Origin of the sequence: Rhizobium sp. YAF28, from assembly GCF_052113285.1 — a bacterium.
In the GTDB taxonomy this organism is placed as follows: Bacteria; Pseudomonadota; Alphaproteobacteria; order Rhizobiales; family Rhizobiaceae; genus Rhizobium.
Map to the genome: position 1 here is coordinate 174,399 of NZ_JBFRCX010000007.1, position 23,042 is coordinate 197,440.

Below are 23,042 nucleotides of genomic sequence, written 5' to 3' on the forward strand. Positions count from 1 at the left end.
CCGCCGTTTCGGCGGCTTTTCTTTTGATCTCATCAAAGTACCAGCGCCGTTTTCGCCGTGCCGCCGGCCCAAAAACGAAAGCCGCCGGAGACGATCCAGCGGCTTTTGCTTATTCGAAATATGGCCGGATCAGCGCGTGTTGAACTTACGCACTTCCATGAAATTGACGGCCGTGCCGCTGAAGCGACCAGGGTCGATCGAAGCAGTCTTCTGGAAGCCTTCGGCATAAACCGAGGTCGGCTGGGCGCGCAGCTCCTGGCTGACAAAGCGCGGTGCCTGCACCTTCTTGGACGCCATTTCCAGGCGGGCATTGGTAAGAGCCCACTGCGAGATCATCTTCTGGGTCAGCTTCGGCTCCGTACGCACTGTCTGACGGCTTTCGTCAGCGGCTACAGCTTCCTGCTTCGTCGGACGACCACCCTTGGTGGGAAGGCCCTGCGCGACCGGGCTGTCGACGGTGACAGGCTTCGGTGCTGCGGGAGGAGCAGCAAAGCTTGCAGACTTCGTCATCGGAGCAAGTGCCGCAAGCTGCAGCGGCGGCTTGTCTAGTGCCGGCGGATTCTTCGGTGCGGCGGCGTTGATTGCCTGCTCGACAGTCTGCGGCTCAGAAGGTGCGTTCATAGCTACCTCAGTGCCACCGCTCTGATCCTGCTGCTTTGCAAGTGCTGCCGCCATGGCGGGCGAAAGCGTGTCCTGATCAGCTTCGTCTTCACCCGCTTCAGGATCGGCATTCTGTGCAGCAAGCAGGTTTTCGGCAACGGCCGGACGTTCGGCTGGGGTCGGAACGCTCGTCGACATCAGGCTCGGATCGACAGAGGCAAGTTCTGCATCACCCGGCGCACGACGCTGCCCAAGGAGCGACGGAACCGGAATGCTGTAACCGCTGAGATCGGCGAAATGCTCCGGTTCCTGCGGCTGGCCTGCGGGCATGGCGGCAAGCGCCTGCTGAGCCGCATTACCTGCAGATGGCGGCACCAGAGCATTGGCAACCTCGTTGCCGGCAAGCTGGTTGCTGAAGGCCGGGCGAACCTGCGGCACTGGTGCATTCACGCTCGCAACTTCGGTCTGCGGCTGCGGTTCATCAGCTGCTGGGACAGCCTCAGCCTTCGGCGGCGTTGCCTTGGCGACAGCCACCGGTGTGCTATCCTCCGAATTATCCTCTTCCTCGTCAGCGCCGCCACCAAAGAGGTAGGCAAACAGCGTCTTCTGCTTGCGAGGTTCGTCATCGGAAACGGAAGCGCCGGCGCTAGCCATCATGATCTGGCTGCCGTTCGCCATGCGCCGCTTGTAATCGGCCATTGCCTGCTGGTAGCCTGGCAGCGGCTTGCCATCGGCGGGAATATGAATGGTATTGCCGTCAGGGAAGAGCCTGACCAGTTCGTCGCGGCTCATGCGCGGCCAGGCGCGAACGCCGCCGACATCCATATGCACGAAAGGCGAACCGGACTTTGGATAGAAGCCGACGCCGCCGACCTGCATCTTCATGCCGATACCGCGCAGCGTGGCGAGCTTTACGTCTGGAATGAAGAAGTCCATCGCCTTGCCAAGCATATGCTGGCTCTTTTCGGCGACACCGGATTTACGCGAACGACCGCGCAGCATCTCGTTGGTAGCAGGCGAGCGGAAACCGCAGACGACGTTGATGTAATCCCTGGAGCCGGACTGGCGGTAAACTTCCCAGATGAGGTCGAAGAGGCGCGGGTCCATCTTCGTCGGCTGATTCTTGCGCCAGTCGCGCAGGAAACGGTTGAGCTGCTCAAGACCTTTGGGGTCGAATTTGCCGTTTCGCTTGTAGGTGATGACGGCCTTTTCGCCGGTATGAATGAAATAGAGCTTCAGGCTGCGGGTATCCCCGGCAGCCTGAGACGGTGTGCTTACGAATACCGGTGAGGAAACCGCGAGTGCAAGAAGGGCGGCCGCTGCCGTCCTAATTGCCTTTCCGCCAATCTTGGCGCACAAACGCCAACTCAAGCGCGAAAGCTTGGTATTCCCATTCAGATTCTGCAACTCGATCCCCGTCAGACAGTCAATGTCCAATGCTGTCTCAAATGGCTGTCAAATGCGGTCACACGATGGCAAAAATGCCACACATGATCAACCTTTTCTTTATAGAGTGAACGAGCTGCTAACAAGTGGTTTATGGACGGTAACCAAATGTGGTTGCCTTATTCTTAATAAAAATGCGCTTATGCCGCATCTTTCTGAGGATTATCGGGGTCGATACCGTAGTCCTTGAGCTTTCTGTAAAGTGTGGATCGCCCGATACCTAGCTTTCTTGCCACTTGACTCATTTGCCCTCGGTAGAACTTCAAGGCAAAACGAATCAGTTCTTCCTCGACATCAGCAAGACGCCGAACATCACCGGACTGATTGACGCTCGATATCGCGTTATCGGAAGCCTCGGTCCCGCGGCGCATCGTCTCGGCGACTGATTCCGCCTGATAATCCTCGGGGAATTCCGCGTCAGGATCGAGGTGCGAATTGTCGGCAACGAGCGCCAGATGGTCCACGACCTCGTAGTTCGGAAGCTGGGCGGCGATCTGCGGGAAGTCCGCCTCAGTCAGCTCCGGACCTTCGGCAAGCACAACGGCGCGGAAGATCGCGTTTTCGAGCTGGCGGATATTGCCCGGCCAGTCATAGGTGGTCAGCAATGCCAGCGCGCCGGCATTGACCGTCATGCGGCGGCCGTTCTTCTGTTCGCTGGAGAAGCGGTCGGCAAAGACGCGCACCAGATGCGGAATGTCCTCCTTGCGCTTGCGCAGCGCCGGAATGGTGATCGGGAAGACGTTCAGGCGATAGTAGAGATCTTCGCGGAAGTGGCCGTTCTTGACCTCTTCGATCAGATCCTTGTTCGTCGCTGAGATGAGGCGAACATTGACCTTGTGCGCAGTGCGCGCACCGACGGTCTCGATCTCGCCTTGCTGAACGGCGCGCAATAGCTTCACCTGCACCTCGAGCGGCAGATCGCCGATCTCGTCGAGGAAGATGGTGCCACCATCGGCTTCCATGAACTTGCCGATATGCTTTTCGGTCGCGCCGGTAAACGCACCCTTTTCGTGACCGAAGAGGATGCTTTCGACGAGATTGTGCGGAATGGCACCGCAATTGACCGTCACGAACGGTTTGGTGGCGCGATCGCCCCCCGACTGGATGGCGCGCGCCACCAACTCCTTGCCGACACCCGATTCGCCTTCGAGCACGACCGGGATGTTGGACTGCGAGGCGCGCTGCGCCAGATCGATGACACGGATCATCGCCGGGCTTGCCGAAACGATGTCGTCGAAGCCGACGGAGCCCGAGCGTGAACGGCGACCGGTACGGGCCTTCACCTCACGCTGGTCGAGCTTCATCGCATTGGAGATCGACGTATTGATACGCTCCGGAGAAACCGGCTTGACGACAAAATCGAAAGCCCCGGCGCGCATGGCCTGCACCACCGTTTCGATGCCGCCCTGCCCCGTCTGGACGATGACCGGAATCTGGGTGCCGAAATCATGCAATGCTTCGAGGAATTCGAGGCCGGTCATTTCCGGCATCATCAAATCGAGCACGATGACGTTGAAAAGGCCGGGATCGCGCTTCACCATCTCCAGCCCGATGCGGCCGTTTTCGGCCTGATGCACCACATGGCCGCTACGCTCGATCGCGTTCTTGAGCAGACGGCGCTGGACGGGATCGTCCTCGACCACAAGGATCTGCCCTGCCCCTTTGAGCTCATTGTAACCGGTCATTGTCGCCTCACTTCATGCGAAACCATAGAGCGCACTCTGACAGAAAGGCTTGAACATCCTGTTTTGAGAAACAATTGCATTTTAACTGTTCTGACAGGCCGTTTTCGTGCCGTTACGAGCCCTTTCACACGCCGAAAACCCCTTGATGCTAGACCTTTCGGCGCCCAGAGCGCCGCGCGTCCATTCGGACGCGCAAAGGACGTCTCTCTTTTTGAAACTGCGCAATCAGCCTTTCCGAAAATCGATTCCGATTTTCGGGCCGATGCTGTAGACAGTCAGACCTGTTATAAAAGAGGAAGAGGAACCGCCCCATGAGACATATGCTTGCGCACGCCGATCTTCACCTTTCGGCAACGGCTCCCGCTGCAGCATCGGACCCGGCTCTGGGCGAGCTTCCCTCCTGGCGGCTGCAGGATCTCTACCCCTCGGCCACCTCCACCGCCTTCGTCGCCGACATGGAAAAAGCCGGCAAGGCCGCTTCCGCTTTTGAAGAGAAATGGAAGGGCAAACTTGCCGAAGCAGCCGCCAAGAAGGGCGAGGAAGGCATCGGCCAGGTGCTGAAGGAATATGAGGCACTCGACGATATTATGGGCCGCCTCGGCTCTTTCGCTGGCCTTACCTATTTCTCGGATACGTCCAACCCGGCAAACGGCAAGCTCTATGGCGACGTCCAGGCCAAGCTTACCGACTATTCCGGCCGCTTGCTGTTCTTCGCTCTCGAACTCAACCGCATCGACGATGCCGTGATCGATGCCTGCATGGCGAACGATCCGCTTGCCGGCCATTACCGCCCCTGGCTGGTCGACCTGCGCATGGACAAGCCCTACCAGCTCGAAGACCAGCTCGAGCAGCTCTTCCTCGAAAAATCGATGACATCAGCTGCCGCCTTCAACCGTCTCTTCGATGAGACGATGGCGGAGCTGCGCTTCGAGATCGACGGCGAGAAGCTGCCGCTCGAAGTGGCATTGAACATGCTGCAGGAAAAGGATCCAGAAGTGCGCCGCAAAGCGGCAATGGCGCTCGCCGAAACCTTCAAGACCAATATCCGCATCTTCACGCTCATCACCAATACGCTCGCCAAGGACAAGGATATCTCCGATCGCTGGCGCAGCTTCGAAGACATTGCCGACAGCCGCCATCTGGCGAACCGCGTCGAGCGCGAAGTGGTCGATGCGCTTGCTGCGGCGGTGAAGGAAGCCTATCCGCGCCTTTCGCATCGCTATTACAAGATGAAGGCCAAATGGCTCGGCATGGAGCAGATGAACTTCTGGGATCGCAATGCGCCGCTTCCGGAAACCTCAAGCGCCATCATCTCCTGGACCGAAGCCAGGGACACAGTGCTGTCCGCCTATGGCAATTTCGCGCCGGAAATGGCTGCGATCGCCAAGCGCTTCTTTGACGAACAGTGGATCGACGCCCCCGTGCGCCCCGGCAAGGCGCCCGGCGCTTTTGCGCATCCGACCGTTCCGTCGGCCCATCCCTATGTGCTCGTCAACTATATGGGCAAGCCGCGCGATGTGATGACGCTCGCCCATGAACTCGGTCACGGCGTGCATCAGGTACTTGCCGGCGCGCAAGGCGCGCTCATGTGCCAGACCCCGCTGACGCTTGCCGAAACCGCTTCCGTCTTCGGCGAGATGCTGACCTTCCGGGCATTGCTGAACCGGACGACTGACAACCGCGAACGCAAGGCCATGCTTGCCCAGAAGGTCGAAGACATGATCAATACGGTCGTGCGCCAGATCGCCTTCTACGAGTTCGAGCGCAAGGTTCATACCGCCCGCAAAGCCGGCGAACTGACCGCCGACGACATCGGCGAACTCTGGCTTTCCGTCCAGTCGGAAAGCCTTGGCCCGGCGATCAAGATTTCCGAGGGTTATGAGACCTACTGGGCCTATATCCCCCACTTCATCCATTCGCCCTTCTATGTTTACGCCTATGCTTTCGGCGACTGCCTGGTGAACTCGCTCTATGCCGTCTATCAGAAGGCCGAGAAGGGCTTTCAGGACAAGTATTTCGAGATGCTGAAGGCCGGCGGCACCAAGCATCATTCCGAACTGCTGAAGCCCTTTGGCCTGGATGCAACCGATCCTTCCTTCTGGAGCAAGGGCCTGTCGATGATCGAAGGCCTGATCGACGAACTCGAGGCACTGGACAAGGCATAAAACCGCCCAAACCGCGGCTTCGCTGGAAAGGCAATGGCAGCGTCCGAACCCTTCATCCTGTTCCGGGACGACACGACCGGCGAAGTCATGCTCTTCGCCGGCCCGGTAGACATGATTATCGCCCGCACGAAGGCGGAATTCGTGCCTGCGCTCAAGCGGATGGAAGAGGCGCGACAGACCGGCAAATGGCTTGCCGGTTACATCGCTTATGAGGCTGGCCATTTCTTCGAAGAAAAGCTTGCTCCCTTCGCGGAAGAGAACCGCGAGACGCCGCTGCTGCTGTTCGGTGTCTTCGATGCGCCGCAGCCAGATGACCATCCTCTCGCAAGGCCACGGCAGCGCCACGAAAACGAGGAATTCCTGACTGCACCGAAGGCAGCCTGGAACTTCGCTATATATAAAGAGCGTTTCGAAGACCTCCACCGGCATCTGCGCCTCGGCGATATCTATCAGGCCAACCTGACGATGCCGATCGAAGCCCGCTGGAGCGGCGATCCGCTTGCCGCTTTCTGGTCGCTGATCGACCGCCAACCCGTGAAATATGGCGCGTTTGCCGATCTCGGCGGTCCCATCATTCTTTCCCGCTCACCGGAACTGTTTTTCCGCACCGACGAAGATGGCTGGATCGAGACGCACCCGATGAAAGGTACGGCCAAACGCGGCGCGACACCGGCCGAAGATGCCGAAATCGTCGAAGCCATGAAGGCCGACATCAAGACGCAAGCGGAAAACCGCATGATCGTCGACCTCTTACGCAACGATATCTCGCGCATCACCGAAGTCGGCACGCTCGACGTTCCAAAACTCTTCGAAATCGAGACCTATCCCACCGTCCACCAGATGGTCAGCCACGTTCAGGCGAAGCTCCTACCCGATCTTTCCATCCGCGACATCTTTGCCGCCCTTTTTCCCTGCGGCTCGATCACCGGCGCGCCGAAGATCCGCGCCATGGAAATCCTCCACGACCTCGAGGATGGTCCGCGTGATGCCTATTGCGGCGCAATCGGCATGATCGCGCCCAACGGCGCGATGCGCTTCTCCGTTGCCATCCGCACAATGACGCTCTTCGACGGCGGCAAAGCAGTCTTCAACGTCGGCGGCGGCATCGTCTTCGATTCCACGGCTGAAGCCGAATATGAGGAATGCCTGCTCAAGGCCCGCTTCGCCATCGGCGACCAATGGATTGCCCGATGAAGGATTTTTCGCTGATCGAAACCCTGCGCTGGCAACCGGACGAAGGCTTCATTCGCCTGCGCCTTCATCTCGCCCGCCTCTCCCGCTCCGCCCGCCGCATCGGTTTTCCCGAACCGACGGATGTGGTCGCGAAGCTGGAAGATGCGGTAAAGGATGATAAGGAGCCGCGTCGTGTCAGGCTGACTTTCGACAGCCAGGGCCGGATCGATATTGCCACCGCGCCCTTCACGCCGCTGCCGCAAGACACGGTCTGGAAATTCCGTATCGCTAGCACGCGTCTCGATTCCACTGACAGGCTGCTACGTATCAAGACCACATGCCGGGCCGTGTATGAAGCGGCGCGCGCCGAGTTTACGCCGCAGCAAGCGGATGAAGTCATCCTGCTCAACGAACGGCAGGACGTCTGCGAGGGAACCATTACGTCTGTCTTCCTTGATGACGGCTCCGGCATTCTCAGGACACCGCCGATCTCCTGCGGCCTGCTCGCCGGCGTGCTCCGCACCGAGCTCATCTGCCAGCGAAAGGCCCGCGTCGGTCGCATCACGCTCGATGATCTGGACAAGGGTATGCTTTACGTTGGAAATTCGCTACGCGGCCTGATCCGCGCCACGCTGCAAAAGGACTGACCATGCTGATCCTCTCCCTGACCTATGTGAAGCCCAATGAAGAGGCCGACAAGCACATGGAGCCGCATATGGTCTGGGTGAAGGAAGGATATGCGAAGGGCTGGTTCCTCGCTTCCGGCCGGAAGGTACCACGCACCGGCGGAGTCGTTCTCGCCATCGGCGACCGCGCCCAAATTGAAGCCTATGTCGCAGCCGACCCTTTCACCATCCATGGTGTTGCCGAATATGACATCACAGAAGTCGCGCTGACGACGGTGACGGAAGGGTTGGAGGCTCTGAAGCGCTGAGTTACAAACCGCACCCGGCAAATCGTCAGGCTCGAAAAGGAGCGGCGATGAAACGTCCGACCTACACGCCCTATGACGGCTCGGCCCGGCCCTTCACGATCGGTCTGATGCCGTTCGATCCCGCCCGCTGGATCGAACCCGACGAAGATCTCAACCGCTACCTCAAGGAAAAGGCGCGGCTGGCAGGCGAGTGCCTCGACGACATCTTCGTCGCAGAGGATGGGACGGAAGCAGCCCAGCAGGAGGCGCTGAATATTCTCCTCGCTCACCTTGCCGATCGGCATCCGGCGATGCTCCGGCAGGATACATCCGATCTGCCGCCGCTCTTCAAGGCCGGTTCACTCATCCAGGATGATCTTGTTCTGATGCGCCGCAAGGCCGATGGCTGGCATCTCGTTGCCGCCCATGTCGCCTTTCCCTCCTCGTGGTCACTGCATGAGAAATTCGGTCGGCCGATGCACGAGATCCATGGGGATGTGCCGGGCTTCGGCGAAGGCACGCGCAATGCCGCACTGATTACCCGCATCTTCGACGGCCTGCAGAGTGCCCAGCCGGTCGAGCGGCTGAACTGGTCGGTCAACGCCACTGATGATCTCTTCCTTCCCGTCTCGAAACATCGCCGGCCGCCTTACGTCGAGGCCTTCACGCTCGAAGAGCGTTTCGTCCGCGTCGAGCGCCAGACCCTTCGCAAGCTGCCTGTCTCGGGCGACATTCTCTTCACCATCCGCATCTATATCGATCCGGTCGCCGTCATTGCCCGGCATCCGCAGGCGCGGAAACTCGCAGCCAGCTTTGCCGACCAACTGGAAGCACTCGACGTCCAGCAGACCGTCTACAAAGGGCTGACCCTGCAGCGGACGGAACTCGTGCGGAAACTGCGAGCACTTTGCAGCGCCGATATTTGACCTTTGCAGGGGAACGCTCTTTATTGTGACGCCATTTTGTGATTAGAGCCGGTCACTTCGCGAGCTTCGCGGCATTTTCACATGAATTCTTTAGGCTGAAAGCCTTCGTTCCCTTCCAATAGGAGAAAAGAATGACGGAACAGAACTATCCGGTATATGGCGAAATTACCGGTCCGATCGTCATGATCGGCTTTGGCTCCATCGGCCGCGGCACGCTGCCCCTGATCGAGCGCCACTTCAAATTCGACAAGAGCCGGATGGTTGTCATCGACCCGCGCACGGACGATGCCCACATTCTGGAAAAGCACGGCGTCAAGCACATCCAGGCGCATGTGACGAAGGACAACTACAAGGAGCTGCTGAAGCCGCTCCTGACTGAAGGTGAAGGCCAGGGCTTCTGCGTCAATCTCTCGGTCGACACCTCGTCGCTCGACATCATCAAACTCTGCCGCAAGCTTGACGTGCTCTATATCGATACCGTCGTCGAGCCCTGGCTCGGCTTTTATTTCGATAAGGACATGAAGAACGAGGAACGCACCAACTACGCGCTGCGCGAAACCGTTCGCAAGGAAAAGGCGAAGAACCCCGGCGGCACCACGGCCGTTTCCACCTGCGGCGCAAATCCGGGTATGGTCTCCTGGTTCGTCAAGCAGGGCCTGCTGAACCTTGCCCGTGATATGGGCCTCAAGTTCGATGAGCCGGGCCAGGACGACCGCGAAGAATGGGCAAAGCTCATGAAGAAGGTCGGCGTCAAGGGCATCCACATCGCCGAACGCGACACGCAGCGCACCATCCACCCGAAGCCGCTCAACGTCTTCTGGAACACCTGGTCGGTCGAAGGCTTCATCTCCGAAGGCCTGCAGCCGGCAGAACTCGGCTGGGGCACCCACGAAAACTGGATGCCGAAGAACGCCAAGAAGCATAAGAAGGGCTCCAAGGCCGCCATCTTCCTGGAACAGCCCGGCGCCAACACCCGCGTGCGCACCTGGTGCCCGACGCCCGGCCCGCAGTATGGCTTTCTCGTCACCCACAATGAGTCGATCTCGATCGCCGACTTCTTCACGGTGAAGGACAAGGACGGCGACGTCTCCTATCGTCCGACCTGCCACTACGCCTACCATCCTGCCAATGATGCCGTTCTCTCGCTGCATGAGATGTTCGGCAACGGCGGCAAGGCACAGCCGGTTCTCCACGTTCTCGACGAGAACGAACTGGTCGATGGCGTCGACGAGCTCGGCGTGCTGCTCTACGGCCACGACAAGAACGCCTACTGGTATGGTTCGCGTCTGTCGCTGGAAGAAACCCGCCGCATCGCCCCCTACCAGAACGCGACTGGTCTGCAGGTAACCTCTGCCGTTCTCGCCGGCATGGTCTGGGCTCTTGAAAACCCGAAGGCCGGCATCGTCGAAGCCGATGAGATGGATTACAAGCGCTGCCTCGAAGTGCAGCTGCCCTATCTCGGCCCGGTCGAAGGCCACTACACCGACTGGACCCCGCTCGACGGCCGTCCGGGCCTGTTCCCGGAAGACATCGACACCAAGGATCCGTGGCAGTTCAAGAACATCCTCGTTCGCTGAAGCCTGCCCTAACGCTTTCGAAGATGCCCGCTGTTAGGCGGGCATTTTTGTAACGCCTGCTGTCTAAATGCCGGCCGACCCACGTCGAAGGCTTGCCTTCGCGGAAGGCCCGCGCCATGTTTTTGGCGGACTGTCGCGGAAAGCTTCCGCTTAGATTCGCCGGGAGAAGCCTTATGAAAGTCAGAACTGGTCTCGTTCTTGCGGTTGCATCGGCAGCTCTTGCCGCCTGTGTTTCCTCCGGCCCGCGCCCCCTCCCCGTTGCATCAGCACCCACTCCTACCGGTGTCGAAGGAACCTGGGCCGATCCGAACGGCATCGTCTCCACCTTCCAGTCCGGCACTTTCACGACGCGCACGACCGACAGCAACCAGCTTCTGGCCTCCGGCACCTATACCAAAACCTCGCCGACGCTGGTGGAAATCAACATGACCTCGCTGGTTCGCAACACTCAGTCGAAGGTCAATTGCGCCCTCGTTACGACGAGCCAGCTGAATTGCACCTCGGATGCCGGCGCACAGTTCGTCCTGACCCGCCGCAGCTGAATAGAGCAGATGAGGTGAAGGCTAAGCACCATGCGGGCTTTCGCTGGTTACCTCGTCCTGTTGCTCGCAACGCCGCTTGCCGCACTTGCGGTCATTTTGCCGGCTAATGTCTATCGTGCCCAAGGTATCGCCGCCCCCGATTGCGACGGGCCGCTGCAGGTGCTGATCTTCGCCGCGCCGGCAGTCCTGATCTACGGCGCAGGCGTAGTCCTTGCCTATCGGGCCGGCCGGCGCTTTCACCGCATCGTTTCCCTTCTTTGCTTGATTGTCGCGCTCGCCACATTTCCGAATATTGCAGAGGCCATGCGCGAACTCTACCGAAACGCTGCCGCCGGAGAATGCGTGGGATAACCAGTCGGCTTTTTTGCCCGGTTCCCCCTTGGAAAGCGGCTCTCCTGGCCCAGCTTTCCCTTGCGGCGGCGCATCGTCTGATGGAACATCCGCATGCCGGGAAACCGCCCGGGCTGACCATGGAAGGGACTGGCGAGGATCAGGGGGATCTTCGCCCTTTTAATCAGGAGAACAGGGATGACGAAGTCTTTCAGCTTCGGTCTTTTGACCGCGTCCATGCTGGCGCTGAGCACAGGCGCCGCTTTCGCGGATTACGAACTCAATATTCTTCATATCAACGATTTCCATTCACGCATTGAATCGATCAACAAGTTCGACTCCACCTGCTCGGTCGAGGAGGAAGGCAAGAACGAATGCTTCGGCGGCGCCGCCCGTCTGAAGACCGCTATCGACCAGCGCCGTCAGGCTCTGACGGGCAAGAACGTGCTGCTGCTCAACGCCGGCGACAATTTCCAGGGCTCGCTGTTCTACACGACCTACAAGGGCGCGGCCGAAGCCGAAATGCTGAACCTCATGAAGTTCGACGCCATGACGGTCGGCAATCATGAATTCGACGACAGCGAGGATGGGCTCGCAACCTTCCTCGACAAGGTGCAATTCCCCGTCGTCGCCGCCAACGTCAAGGCAAGTGCTGCCTCCAAGCTTGGCGACCGCGTCAAACCTTCTCTCGTGCTTGACGTCAGCGGCCAGAAGATCGGTATCGTCGGCGCCGTCACCAATGACACGCCGGAGCTTTCCTCGCCCGGCCCGAACGTGACGATTGCCGATGACGTCCAGAGCATCACGGCAGAGGTTCAGAAACTGAAGGGCGAAGGCGTCAACAAGATCATTGCGCTCACCCATGTCGGCTACCCGCGCGACCTCGCGATGATCGCCAAGATCCCTGATGTCGATGTGGTCGTCGGTGGCCATTCACACAGCCTGCTGTCGAACACCGATCCGAAGGCCGAAGGCCCCTATCCGACGATGGTCGACAATCCCGGCGGGTACAAGGTACCGGTGGTGCAGGCAGCCTCCTACAGCAAATATCTCGGCGATCTCGTCGTTAATTTCGATGATAATGGCGTCGTCAAGGAAGCCAAGGGTGATCCCATCCTGATCGATTCTTCCTTCACGCCTGATCCGGCTGTCACGGCACGCATTGTCGAACTGGCAAAGCCGATTGAAGACCTGCGCAAGAAGGTGATCGGCTCCTCCGAAGGCCCCATCGAGGGCGACCGCAAGGTCTGCCGCGTCAAGGAATGCTCGATGGGCAATCTGGTGGCCGATGCTATCCTCGACCGTAGCAAGAACCAGGGCGTGACCATTGCCATCCAGAACGGCGGCGGCCTGCGCGCCTCCATCGATGGCGGCGACGTCACCCAGGGCGAAGTCATCACCGTGTTGCCCTTCCAGAACACGCTCGCAACCTTCCAGCTGACCGGCGCCGATATCATCAAGGCGCTCGAAAACGGCGTCAGCCAGATCGACCAGGGCGCCGGCCGTTTCCCGCAGGTCGCCGGTCTGAAATTCACTTTCGACCAGTCGAAGCCGGTCGGCAGCCGCGTCAGCGACGTCCAGGTCAAGGACGGCGACAATTTCGTGCCGATCGACAATGCCAAGACCTATAGCGTCGCCACCAACAACTTCATGCGCGCCGGCGGCGATGGCTATGTCGCCTTCAAAGACGGCCAGAATGCCTATGACTACGGTCCGGACCTGGCCGACGTGACAGCCGAATATATTGCCGCGCACTCGCCCTATAAGCCTTATACGGACGGCCGCATCACTGAAATTGCGCAGGCGGCACCTGCTCCCTCCGCAGAGCCGGCTCCCGCAACACCTGCGCCCGCGGCCCCGGCTCCATCTGCCGAACCGACCCCAGCTACTGCAGCACCAGCCCCAGCCGCTCCCGCTCCGGCAGTTGAACCTACCCCGGCAGCCTCCGCACCGGCTGCGCCTTCGACCCATATCATCGCTGCCGGCGATACTTTCTGGGATCTCGCCAAGACCTTCTACGGCGATGGCGCCGAATGGCACAAATTGTCGGAAGCCAATGGCAGCCCGAACCCGCGCCATCTGCGGGTCGGCGAGGAAATCCAGGTTCCCGCCAAGTAAGACGATTTGTCCTGATCATCAGAGCCGGTCCGGGGTTCCCCGGGCCGGCTTTTCTTCTTATAGGGTGAACCGTGATCGGCCGGCTGCGTATGATCCGGCGAGACACGAAAGCGCGTTGGGGCCAGAATGACAGATACTTCACTCCGCCCGGCGGACCATCCCGCCGTCAAGTTCGGCAAGGTCGGCGTCCTGCTGGTCAATCTTGGTACGCCGGATGGTACTGATTACACCTCCATGCGCCGCTACCTGCGCGAATTCCTGACCGACAAGCGTGTCATCGAATGGTCGCCCTGGAAATGGTATCCGATCCTGTTCGGCATCGTCCTCAACACGCGCCCGCAGAAGGTGGGCAAGGCCTATGAGACGATCTGGAACAAGGATCTGAATGAAAGCTGGCTACGCACCTATACCCGCAACCAATCGGACTTCATGGCCGAACGGCTGCGCGACCTGCCAAACGTCAAGGTCGATTGGGCAATGCGGTATGGCACGCCATCGATCCGCTCGCGTATCGAAGCGCTGAAGGACGAGGGTTGTGACCGCATCCTGCTCTTCCCGCTCTATCCGCAATATGCGGCGGCTACCACCGCGACCGTCAATGACAAGGCCTTCCAGAAGCTTCTAACCATGCGCTGGCAACCGGCGTTGCGCACGGTGCCTGATTATCACGACGACGAGACCTATATCGAAGCGCTCGCCAAATCCGTCGAGCGGCACCTTGCCACCCTCGACTGGAAGCCCGAGATGCTGCTCGCCTCCTTCCACGGCATTCCGCTCTCCTACTTCCAACAGGGCGATCCCTATTACTGCCAGTGCCAGAAGACCGGCCGGCTGCTGCGCGAACGCCTCGGGCTGACAAAGGAAAATTTCATGGTCACCTTCCAGTCCCGCTTCGGACCGGAGGAATGGCTGCAGCCCTATACCGACAAGACCGTCGAGAAGCTGGCGCAGGACGGCGTCAAGCGCATCGCCGTCATGAATCCCGGCTTCGTTTCCGACTGTCTGGAGACGCTGGAAGAGATTGCCGAACAGGCCGCCCATTCTTTCAAGCACAATGGCGGCGAACAGTTCACGCATATTCCCTGCCTGAATGACAGCGAGGACGGCATGCAGGTGCTGGAAAAAGTCGTGCGCCGTGAACTGCTGGGCTGGGCATGACAGACGCGGCCCCAGATTTTCTGGCGCCCTGCAATAGATAAAAATATCCCGCGCGCCAGATCTAAAGAATGGCCGATAGGCGATCGCAATCGCGCCAGAGGCGCGGCTGCGGCCCGCAGATTCGTGGCCTGCTGCTTTATCGATCTGGACGTACTTTATGATTTCGGCTTTCAGAAAATTGATTGTCCTCGCATGCTTGCTCGTCATCGCAGGTGGCGGTTATCTCGCGTGGGAACGCTATCAGCGGGTCTATGCCAACGCCCCTCCCAAAGGCATCGTCGGTCAGGTCGCATGTCAGCTTCGCCTCCGCGACGTCAAAACCGGCAATCTGAAGCCGGACGATCAGCCGTTTCTCACCAATTGCCTGATGGGCGGCTATATCACAAAGAGCGAGCTCGATGATGCCGGCCTATCACCCTGATTTGACAGGCGAGGCCGTCATTCCTTCCTTGCAAAGAACGTGATAACTCACCACGTCAGATAGGTGGGCTTAGGGAGGAATACATGCTGCTGGGCGGCTTCGATATCGTCGTGATCGTATTGGTGGTTTTTGTCATCCTGGTGCTCTTTGCGGGCATCAAGACGGTTCCACAGGGCTACCGTTATACGATCGAGCGTTTCGGCCGCTATACGCGCACGCTGGAACCCGGCCTGAACCTGATCACCCCTTTCATCGAACGTGTCGGCGCCAGGATGAACGTGATGGAGCAGGTGCTGAACGTGCCGACCCAAGAGGTGATTACCAAGGACAATGCCTCGGTCTCAGCCGATGCCGTATCCTTCTACCAGGTGCTGAATGCCGCTCAGGCCGCCTATCAGGTTTCCAATTTGGAAAATGCCATCCTGAACCTCACCATGACCAATATTCGCTCCGTCATGGGCTCTATGGATCTTGATGAACTGCTCTCCAATCGTGATGCGATCAACGACCGGCTGCTGCGCGTCGTGGACGAAGCCGTACAGCCTTGGGGCATCAAGGTCACCCGCGTCGAGATCAAGGATATCCAGCCGCCGCGCGACCTCGTCGACGCGATGGCCCGCCAGATGAAGGCCGAGCGCGAGAAACGTGCCCAGGTGTTGGAAGCTGAAGGTTCGCGCAACGCGCAGATCTTGAGAGCAGAAGGCGCCAAGCAGTCCGCCATCCTTCAGGCCGAAGGGCAGCGCGAAGCCGCCTTCCGCAATGCCGAAGCCCGCGAACGCTTGGCAGAAGCCGAAGCCAAGGCGACGAAGATGGTCTCGGAAGCGATCGCCGCCGGCGACGTCCAGGCAATCAACTATTTCGTTGCCCAGAAATACACCGAGGCGCTCGCTTCAATCGGCTCGGCGCCCAACTCCAAGATCGTCATGATGCCGATGGAAGCGTCTTCCATTCTCGGCTCGCTTGGCGGCATCGGCGCGATTGCCCGGGAGGTCTTTGGGGAAGGCAACAATCAGCCGCCTCCGCCTCCCCGGGCAGTTCCGGCGCGCTCCACGCCGTCGGTCGGCCCGGCTCCGGCCAATCCCTTCAATCCCAATCCGGAGCGATAAGCCATGCTGGCGAAGATCGTCGGCGAACTTGGGCCGTGGAGCTGGTGGGTGGCAGGCCTCGTGCTGCTTGCAGCCGAGATGGTCGTGCCGGGCTTCTTCCTGGTCTGGATCGGGCTTGCCGCACTTGCCGTCGGTGTTTTGTCGCTGCTCTTCTGGGATGCCGCTTTCTGGATCTGGGAGCTTCAGGCGATCCTCTTCGCCATCCTCGCGGTCGCAGCCACGCTCATCGGCCGGCGGCTGACACTGCGCAATGCCACGACGGATGAGCCGTTCCTCAATCAGCGCGGCGCGAGCCTCGTTGGCCGTACCGCGACGCTGCGCGAGCCGATCCGCGAAGGCCGCGGCCGCATTCGTCTCGATGACACGACGTGGCAGGTCATGGGGCCGGATCTTCCGGCCGGAACGCAGGTCAAAGTGGTTTCGAGCAACGGCCGCGACCTGACGGTCGAACCGACCTGATCAAGCCACACCGATCCGCAACAGATCATGGAAGTGAACGAGCCCGATTGGGCGCTGCTCGTCATCGATGACCATAAGCGCACCGATCTTGTATTGTTCGAGCAGTGCCAGGGCTGCAGTCGCCAGTATCGTCGGCCTGACCGTCTTCGGCGCGCGCGTCATGATGTCATCGACTGTCAACTCCGCGAGATTGCGGCTGAGGTTGCGGGACATGTCACCATCAGTGACGATGCCGCAAAGCCGACCCTCCGCATCCAGCACGCCGACGCAGCCGAAATGCTTGTGCGACAGAACCTTGATCGCCGCCGGCACGGACGTGCCTTGCGCGACCAGCGGCAGGCGGTCACCGGTATGCATGACGTCGGCAACATGCATCAGGCTCGCGCCCAGCTTGCCGCCAGGATGGAAAACATGGAAATCGGTCGCCGTGAAGCCACGCGCGTCCAAAAGCGCAATCGCCAGTGCATCACCGAGCGCAAGCTGCATCATCGTCGATGTGGTTGGTGCCAGCCCGTTGGGACAGGCCTCTTCCTCATTGGGGATCAGCAGCACGATATCTGCGGCCGTCGCCAGTGAGGACTGTGGGCTGCAGGTCATGGCGATCAGCGGAATGGAAAAACGCCGCGTGTAGGAAATGATGCTCTTCAGTTCGGCGCTTTCACCACCCTTGGAGATCGCCAGCACCAGATCATCGCCGGCAATCATGCCAAGATCGCCGTGATTGGCTTCCGCCGCATGCACGAAAAAGGCAGGCGTTCCCGTTGAAGCGAAGGTGGCTGCGATCTTCGTGCCGATATGGCCGCTCTTGCCGACGCCGGTCACGATCACACGGCCGGTATTCTCGCCAATCATCTCGACCGCACGAGTAAAGGGGCCCGCCAGCCCATCATCGAAGGCACGTTCCAACGCCTCAAGGGCACGTCTTTCGATGCTGACGGTGCGCTTGCCCGACTCCAGCACGCTGTTTTCGACGAGTTTTACCGCTCTCCTGATCATGGCAATGCGTTAGACCTTTTCACTTTACCTGTCCACCCGACAATGTTTCCCATGTATGAACGCGCACCCCGCACGGCAACGAATGGTTAACCACAAGGCTTTACGCTTGGGTAAGACTTCGAAGCATTTCAGGCGCGGATTGAATGGGCCAGGGAAAACAGACGAGCAGTGTGACGCCGCTCCGCGCCATGAGCCATGCCGTCTCCATCGTGGCTATCGGCCTGCTGGTCGTGCCCGCCGCTTTCGCACAGCAGACGACGTCTCAACAAGCACCGGCAAGCACGGCAAATTCCCGCACGACAGCCACACAGGGCGCAACCACGTACAATGCGGCGCCGGATTTCGGCGATACGAGCGATGCCGCGACCACTCCTGCCAACAATGTCCGGGATCAGGATTCGGACGCAGCGGCTGGCCGCACTCCGACAACACAGCCCGACGATGAGATTACCGGCGCGATCCTCGACGAGGATATGCGCAGGCTGAACACCCGCGAACCGCGCCTGGACGAAACGCCGGCGCGCAAGGTACCGGAAAGTATCTCGACCGAGCAGACGCCCGGCATCCCTCTCGGCAGCTTTGTCCTGCGCCCGAGCGTCACCCAAACGATCAATACCGAGACCACGAAGGACGGTGGAACGAAAAAGAGCCGCGGCTTCCTCGAGACCGATATGGGCGCGACGCTGACCTCCGACTGGAGCCGGCATCAGCTGACCGTCACCTCCGAGGGCGCCTGGCAAAAGAACATCAGCGGCGAGGGTGAAGAACAGCCATCCTTCAAGATCAATGGCGATCTGCGCCTGGACCTGACGCGCGATACCGTCGGCCACATCACTGGTGGCTATAATTTCTACCGCGAAGACACTGATGATCCGGATGCGATCACCAACGCCGATCAGCAATCCGATGTGCAGGAATTTACCGGCGGCGCCTCCATTGAGCACGACTTCGGCATCCTGCGGGGAACCGCCGCCGTTGCGCTTTCGCGCTCGATCTATTCCGATGCCGAACTCTCCAACGGCACGACAGTCTCCATGAGTGACCGCAACCAGACCACGGGCACGGTGCGCGGCCGCATCGGCTATGAACTCTCGCCGGCACTCATTCCCTTCATCGAGGCGTCGATCGGCAAGACCAACTATGATGAACGCACCGATTCCTCCGGTTATCGGCGTTCGGGGGACAGCTACGGCGCCAAGGGCGGCGTTCAGGTCGATATGGGCGAAAAACTCAAGGGCGAGGTCGCGGTCGGCTATGCGACGGCGGATTTCGATGATGACAGGCTGAAATCGATCGATACGGCGACACTCGATGCTAGCCTGCTCTGGTCGCCGATCCGCGGAACGAATGTCAATCTGGACCTCCAGACCAGCATCCAGCCTTCCACCGCAGCGGGTGAAAGCGGCTATGTCTCGCATCAATTAACGTCTACCGTCGATCATCAGCTGCGCGACAATCTGGTGGCGACGGTCATCGGCGGCGTGACGCTGCGCGATTATCCGAGCGGCAGCACGATAAACGACGAGACGGTTTACACCGCCTCGACAGGTCTTGTCTGGAACATCAACCGCTACCTCGACTTCACCAGCACGCTTGGCTACGAGCTGACGACACGCAAGGAAGGCGACGACTCGCAGCAATGGCGAGCCGGCGTCGGTCTCAAGGTGAAGCGCTGAAGGGCCTTAGTTCAGGCCGGCGAGAAGGTCCCTGAAGCCGCCCTCAACCGTCGGACGGATATCCGCACGCTCAAGAGCGAAGGCAACGTTGGCGAGGATGAAGCCATCCTTGGCGCCGCAGTCGTAAGTTTCACCCTTGAAGTGGTAGCCAGCGAAATCCTGCTCCTTGAGCAGCTTCAGCATGCCGTCGGTGAGCTGGATTTCGTTACCTGCGCCGCGTTCCTGGGTTTCCAGGATTTTGAATATCTCCGGCTGCAGGATGTAGCGACCGTTGATGAAGAAGTTTGAAGGAGCCGTACCCTTGGCAGGCTTTTCAACCATGCCGGTGATCCGGAAGCCTTCGCCGATAGCTTCGCCAACGCCGACGATGCCATATTTGTGAGCCTGGTCGGGAGCGCATTCCTCGACAGCGATGATATTGCCGCCGCTGTGTTCGTAGAGCTCGATCATGCCCTTCATGCAGCCCTTTTGATCCTTCATGATCATGTCGGGAAGAAGCAATGCGAAAGGTTCGTCGCCGACGATCTCGCGGGCGCACCAGACGGCGTGGCCGAGGCCGAGCGGCTCCTGCTGACGGGTAAAGCTCACCGTGCCTGCCTTGGGAAGCTGCTGCTGCAGCAAGGTGATCTCCGCCTTCTTGGCGCGCTCCTTGAGCGTCTGCTCAAGTTCGAAATGAATATCGAAGTAATCTTCGATGACGTGCTTGTTACGACCAGTAACAAAAACCAGATGTTCAATGCCTGCTTCAAGTGCTTCGTCGACAACATACTGAATGATTGGTTTATCGACGACCGTCAGCATTTCCTTTGGAACCGCTTTAGTGGCTGGAAGGAACCGCGTTCCCAGACCTGCGACTGGAAATACTGCCTTGCGAACTTTCTTATTCAGAGCCACACCGACCTCCTGTTTTGACTATACCGCTTTTAACGAAACGCTACATCGATTTGAACTAGTATAGAATTGCTACCGTTTTGCAAATGGTGACTGGACCGGCCGGGCATGGTAAAGAATTTGTTGACTCCGTTCCTGTAATTTCGGCGTAGGACGGACATGACGTACCGCCCAAGCTAAAACTGAAGATGACGGATACGACTGCCGATGACCCAGAAATATATAAACTCCCTTCGTGGTCTTGCTCTCGCCCTCGTTGTCGCCACCGCGACCGGACTGGCCCCCAATAACGCAAAAGCTGATGCCCGGTTCCAGAAGTGGATCGCGGACTTCTACCAAACTGCCGCGCAGAGTGGCATCAGTAAGGCAACGTATCAGAAAGCCTTTTCTGGGGTAAGCGAACCTGACCCCACTGTGCTGGAAAAGGCGACTTATCAGCCTGAATTCACATCGAAGATTTGGGATTACATCGATTCCCGCGTCAATCCCTACACTGTGGAAATCGGCCGCAAGATGGCCGCCAAGCATGCCAAGACGCTGGATGTGATCCAGCGCCACTTCGGCGTCGACAAATCGATTCTGCTCGCCATCTGGTCGATGGAATCAAACTACGGCGCAGTTCTCGCTAAGGATGAGCGCCTTCACTATGTGCCGCGCGCATTGGCAACGCTTGCCTTTGCCGATCCCAAGCGTGCCAAGTTTGCCAAGAAGCAGTTGATCGCAGCCCTGAAGATCCTGCAGAACGGTGACGTGCCCGCCAAGGAAATGACCGGCTCATGGGCTGGCGCCATGGGCCACACCCAGTTCATCCCGACAAGCTATCTTCTCTATGCGGTGGACGCTGACGGCAACGGCCATCGCGACATCTGGAATTCCGTGCCCGACGCGCTGGCGACCTCGGCCAATCTCCTCATGAAGAACGGCTGGGACGCCGGCAGAACCTGGGGCTACGAAGTCGCAGTACCGGCATCTGCCGCGCAGCAGGTCGGCAAGACGCGCACGCTCGCCCAGTGGGCAGCCCTTGGCCTGAAGCGTCCGAATGGCAAGCCTTTCAAGGATGGCGACACCCGCGCCATGCTGAAGATGCCGGCAGGTAGCGATGGTCCGGGCTTCCTGATGACGGCGAACTTCTTCACCATCAAGAACTACAATGCCTCCGACAGCTATGCGCTCGCCGTCGGCCTGCTTGCAGACCAGATTGCCGGCTTTGGCGGAATGCAGCAGCGCTGGCCGCGTCCGGAAGGTGCGCTCGACATCACCGAGAAGTTCGAATTGCAGACACGCCTGAAGACGCTCGGCTATTACAGTGGTGATGTCGACGGCAATTTCGGCTCCGGCTCCAAGGCAGCCATCGCCGCTGTTCAGGAGCGCATCGGCATGCAGCCGGATGGTGAGCCTTCACTTTCGCTTCTCGACGCGCTGCGCCGTTAGCGCGTCGTGCGTCCATTTGGACGCACAAAGGACATTCTAACTCCTTGAATCTACGTATCGTGCTTTCCGAAAATCATTCCGATTTTCGGGCCGATGCTGTAGAAGCGGGGAAAGCCTGACCTAAATAATATTGGTGGTGTGGACGGAAAGCAGCTGCCTATGCAAGATGCCCGGCAGATGCGGAACTGCCCGATGACAAGACAAATTGACCGGACCCGATGGATTCGTGGGCTTGCGCTTGCTGCAGCCACGCTTTCCCTTTGCCTTGGTTCGATGCTGCCGGCCGACTATGCTGAGGCGCAGGAGCTTCGCTATCAACGCCGCTCCATCCTCGATTTCTTTCTCGGTCGCCGTTACATCGATGAGAACCCGCAGCCCGAAATGCGCGGCCAACCGCGGCGGCAACAACAGCAACGTAGGCGCGCACCCGCGCAGAAGGCCGTGACGCCAATGCGCACGGCGCCGGTCGCGCCCGCTGAACCCGTGGTCCAAAAGCTGGACAATGCCCAGAAAATCCTGATCGTCGGTGATTTTCTCGCCGGCGGCCTGGGCGACGGCCTCACCGCCGCCTTTGAAACCTCGCCCGGCGTCGTGGTCGAGGCCCGCAGCAATGTCTCTTCCGGTCTCGTGCGCGACGACTATTACAACTGGCCCGGCGAATTGCCGAAGATGATCGACGAGCTGAAGCCGGCAATGGTCGTTGTCATGATCGGCGCCAATGATCGCCAGCAGATGGTGACCGATGCTGGCAAGGAAAAATTTCGGACCGACGGCTGGTTTACCGAGTATCAGCGCCGCGTGCTGGCCTTCGGCAAAGAGATCACGAGCCGCAAGATCCCGCTGCTCTGGGTCGGACTTCCTGCCTTTGAATCCGATTCGATGACGGCCGATGCCGTTCAGATGAACCAGCTCTACCGCAACCAGATGGAAAGCATCGGTGGCGAATTCGTCGACATCTGGGACGGTTTCGTGGACGAGAACGGCAAGTTCATCGTCACCGGCTCCGATGTCAACGGCCAGCAGGTGCGCCTGCGCACCACTGACGGCATCAACCTGACCCAGGCCGGCCGCCGCAAGCTCGCATTCTACGTGGAAAAACCGGCGCGCCGCCTCCTCGGCACCCAGGCAAGTCCCGATCTCGTGCGCCTCGACCCCGGCAACCTGCCGGCACTGACGCTGCCCACCAATCCGGTGGAACACACGCAGCCGATCAGCCTGTCCGACCCGAACCTCGATGGTGGAGCGGAATTGCTTGGCGCCAGCAAGACGCCGCCGGCAACACTGACCAAATCGCCACGTGATCTGCTGGTCGAACAGGGAGAGATGGCACCGGCGCCGGCAGGCCGTATCGACGACTATCGCATGCCGACGCTGAAGACGACGGCGGAAGTTTCCGTGAAATGAGAAACGGCCGTTAGAGCGCCGTGCG

General features: G+C 59.6%; 20 protein-coding genes. 16 read left to right on the top strand and 4 right to left on the bottom strand.

Going from position 1 to position 23,042, the window contains the following annotated elements:
• Positions 1 to 129: 129 nt before the first annotated feature.
• Positions 130 to 2,007 carry a DUF882 domain-containing protein gene (locus tag AB4Z13_RS17805; protein ID WP_113320978.1) on the bottom strand — a complete coding sequence of 626 codons (1,878 nt, stop codon included), beginning with the start codon at positions 2,005 to 2,007 and terminating at the stop codon, positions 130 to 132.
• Between the two features lie 179 nt (positions 2,008 to 2,186).
• A complete protein-coding gene (locus AB4Z13_RS17810) occupies positions 2,187 to 3,731 on the bottom strand; it encodes a sigma-54-dependent transcriptional regulator (protein ID WP_113320915.1) in 1,545 nt (514 codons plus the stop codon).
• A gap of 311 nt (positions 3,732 to 4,042) precedes the next feature.
• Here AB4Z13_RS17810 and AB4Z13_RS17815 point away from each other — a divergent pair, with 311 nt between their 5' ends.
• The 13 genes from AB4Z13_RS17815 to AB4Z13_RS17875 all read left to right on the top strand — a co-directional run bounded on the left by AB4Z13_RS17815 (position 4,043) and on the right by AB4Z13_RS17875 (position 16,619).
• Positions 4,043 to 5,896, top strand: coding sequence for a M3 family oligoendopeptidase (locus AB4Z13_RS17815; RefSeq protein ID WP_442206401.1), 1,854 nt, complete (start codon positions 4,043 to 4,045; stop codon positions 5,894 to 5,896).
• Positions 5,897 to 5,929: 33 nt separating this feature from the next.
• A complete protein-coding gene (locus tag AB4Z13_RS17820) occupies positions 5,930 to 7,090 on the top strand; it encodes an aminodeoxychorismate synthase component I (protein WP_113320917.1) in 1,161 nt (386 codons plus the stop codon).
• Positions 7,087 to 7,716, top strand: coding sequence for an aminotransferase class IV family protein (locus AB4Z13_RS17825; RefSeq protein ID WP_442206402.1), 630 nt, complete (start codon positions 7,087 to 7,089; stop codon positions 7,714 to 7,716). Before AB4Z13_RS17820 ends, AB4Z13_RS17825 begins: the two co-directional genes overlap by 4 nt.
• Before the next feature lie 2 nt (positions 7,717 to 7,718).
• Positions 7,719 to 8,003 (top strand): YciI family protein, encoded by a 285-nt coding sequence (locus tag AB4Z13_RS17830; RefSeq protein WP_310383605.1) that lies wholly within the window; start codon positions 7,719 to 7,721, stop codon positions 8,001 to 8,003.
• 47 nt (positions 8,004 to 8,050) lie between these two features.
• Entirely contained in the window at positions 8,051 to 8,908 is an 858-nt protein-coding gene (locus AB4Z13_RS17835) for a heme-dependent oxidative N-demethylase family protein (RefSeq protein ID WP_442206403.1), read from the top strand.
• Between the two features lie 131 nt (positions 8,909 to 9,039).
• A complete protein-coding gene (locus AB4Z13_RS17840) occupies positions 9,040 to 10,485 on the top strand; it encodes a homospermidine synthase (protein WP_029868533.1) in 1,446 nt (481 codons plus the stop codon).
• Positions 10,486 to 10,658: 173 nt separating this feature from the next.
• Complete coding sequence (omp10, locus tag AB4Z13_RS17845; protein WP_442206404.1) at positions 10,659 to 11,027, top strand: outer membrane lipoprotein Omp10; 369 nt, start codon at positions 10,659 to 10,661, stop codon at positions 11,025 to 11,027.
• 30 nt (positions 11,028 to 11,057) lie between these two features.
• Positions 11,058 to 11,378, top strand: a complete 321-nt coding sequence (locus AB4Z13_RS17850; protein WP_442206405.1) for a hypothetical protein — start codon at positions 11,058 to 11,060, stop codon at positions 11,376 to 11,378.
• A 177-nt stretch (positions 11,379 to 11,555) separates the two neighbouring features.
• Entirely contained in the window at positions 11,556 to 13,475 is a 1,920-nt protein-coding gene (locus AB4Z13_RS17855; protein WP_442206406.1) for a 5'-nucleotidase C-terminal domain-containing protein, read from the top strand.
• 126 nt (positions 13,476 to 13,601) lie between these two features.
• Complete coding sequence (gene hemH / locus AB4Z13_RS17860; RefSeq protein ID WP_442206407.1) at positions 13,602 to 14,633, top strand: ferrochelatase; 1,032 nt, start codon at positions 13,602 to 13,604, stop codon at positions 14,631 to 14,633.
• 157 nt (positions 14,634 to 14,790) lie between these two features.
• A complete protein-coding gene (locus tag AB4Z13_RS17865) occupies positions 14,791 to 15,054 on the top strand; it encodes a hypothetical protein (RefSeq protein WP_442206408.1) in 264 nt (87 codons plus the stop codon).
• Positions 15,055 to 15,137: 83 nt separating this feature from the next.
• Complete coding sequence (locus AB4Z13_RS17870; protein ID WP_442206409.1) at positions 15,138 to 16,160, top strand: SPFH domain-containing protein; 1,023 nt, start codon at positions 15,138 to 15,140, stop codon at positions 16,158 to 16,160.
• 3 nt (positions 16,161 to 16,163) lie between these two features.
• Positions 16,164 to 16,619 carry an NfeD family protein gene (locus tag AB4Z13_RS17875; protein ID WP_113320927.1) on the top strand — a complete coding sequence of 152 codons (456 nt, stop codon included), beginning with the start codon at positions 16,164 to 16,166 and terminating at the stop codon, positions 16,617 to 16,619.
• Here the strand turns inward: AB4Z13_RS17875 and AB4Z13_RS17880 are convergent, their stop codons facing one another.
• Complete coding sequence (locus tag AB4Z13_RS17880; RefSeq protein WP_113320928.1) at positions 16,620 to 17,615, bottom strand: KpsF/GutQ family sugar-phosphate isomerase; 996 nt, start codon at positions 17,613 to 17,615, stop codon at positions 16,620 to 16,622. It lies immediately after the preceding gene.
• Between the two features lie 143 nt (positions 17,616 to 17,758).
• Between AB4Z13_RS17880 and AB4Z13_RS17885 the strand changes: the two genes are divergently transcribed.
• Positions 17,759 to 19,291: an outer membrane beta-barrel protein gene (locus AB4Z13_RS17885; RefSeq protein WP_442206410.1), complete on the top strand. Its 1,533-nt coding sequence runs from the start codon at positions 17,759 to 17,761 to the stop codon at positions 19,289 to 19,291.
• A gap of 6 nt (positions 19,292 to 19,297) precedes the next feature.
• Here the strand turns inward: AB4Z13_RS17885 and galU are convergent, their stop codons facing one another.
• A complete protein-coding gene (galU, locus tag AB4Z13_RS17890; protein WP_310383622.1) occupies positions 19,298 to 20,185 on the bottom strand; it encodes a UTP--glucose-1-phosphate uridylyltransferase GalU in 888 nt (295 codons plus the stop codon).
• Between the two features lie 204 nt (positions 20,186 to 20,389).
• Here galU and AB4Z13_RS17895 point away from each other — a divergent pair, with 204 nt between their 5' ends.
• Together AB4Z13_RS17895 and AB4Z13_RS17900 are read left to right on the top strand one after the other, a co-directional pair.
• Positions 20,390 to 21,613, top strand: coding sequence for a lytic murein transglycosylase (locus AB4Z13_RS17895; RefSeq protein ID WP_310383624.1), 1,224 nt, complete (start codon positions 20,390 to 20,392; stop codon positions 21,611 to 21,613).
• A 192-nt stretch (positions 21,614 to 21,805) separates the two neighbouring features.
• Positions 21,806 to 23,017: an SGNH/GDSL hydrolase family protein gene (locus tag AB4Z13_RS17900; RefSeq protein WP_442206411.1), complete on the top strand. Its 1,212-nt coding sequence runs from the start codon at positions 21,806 to 21,808 to the stop codon at positions 23,015 to 23,017.
• Positions 23,018 to 23,042: the final 25 nt, after the last annotated feature.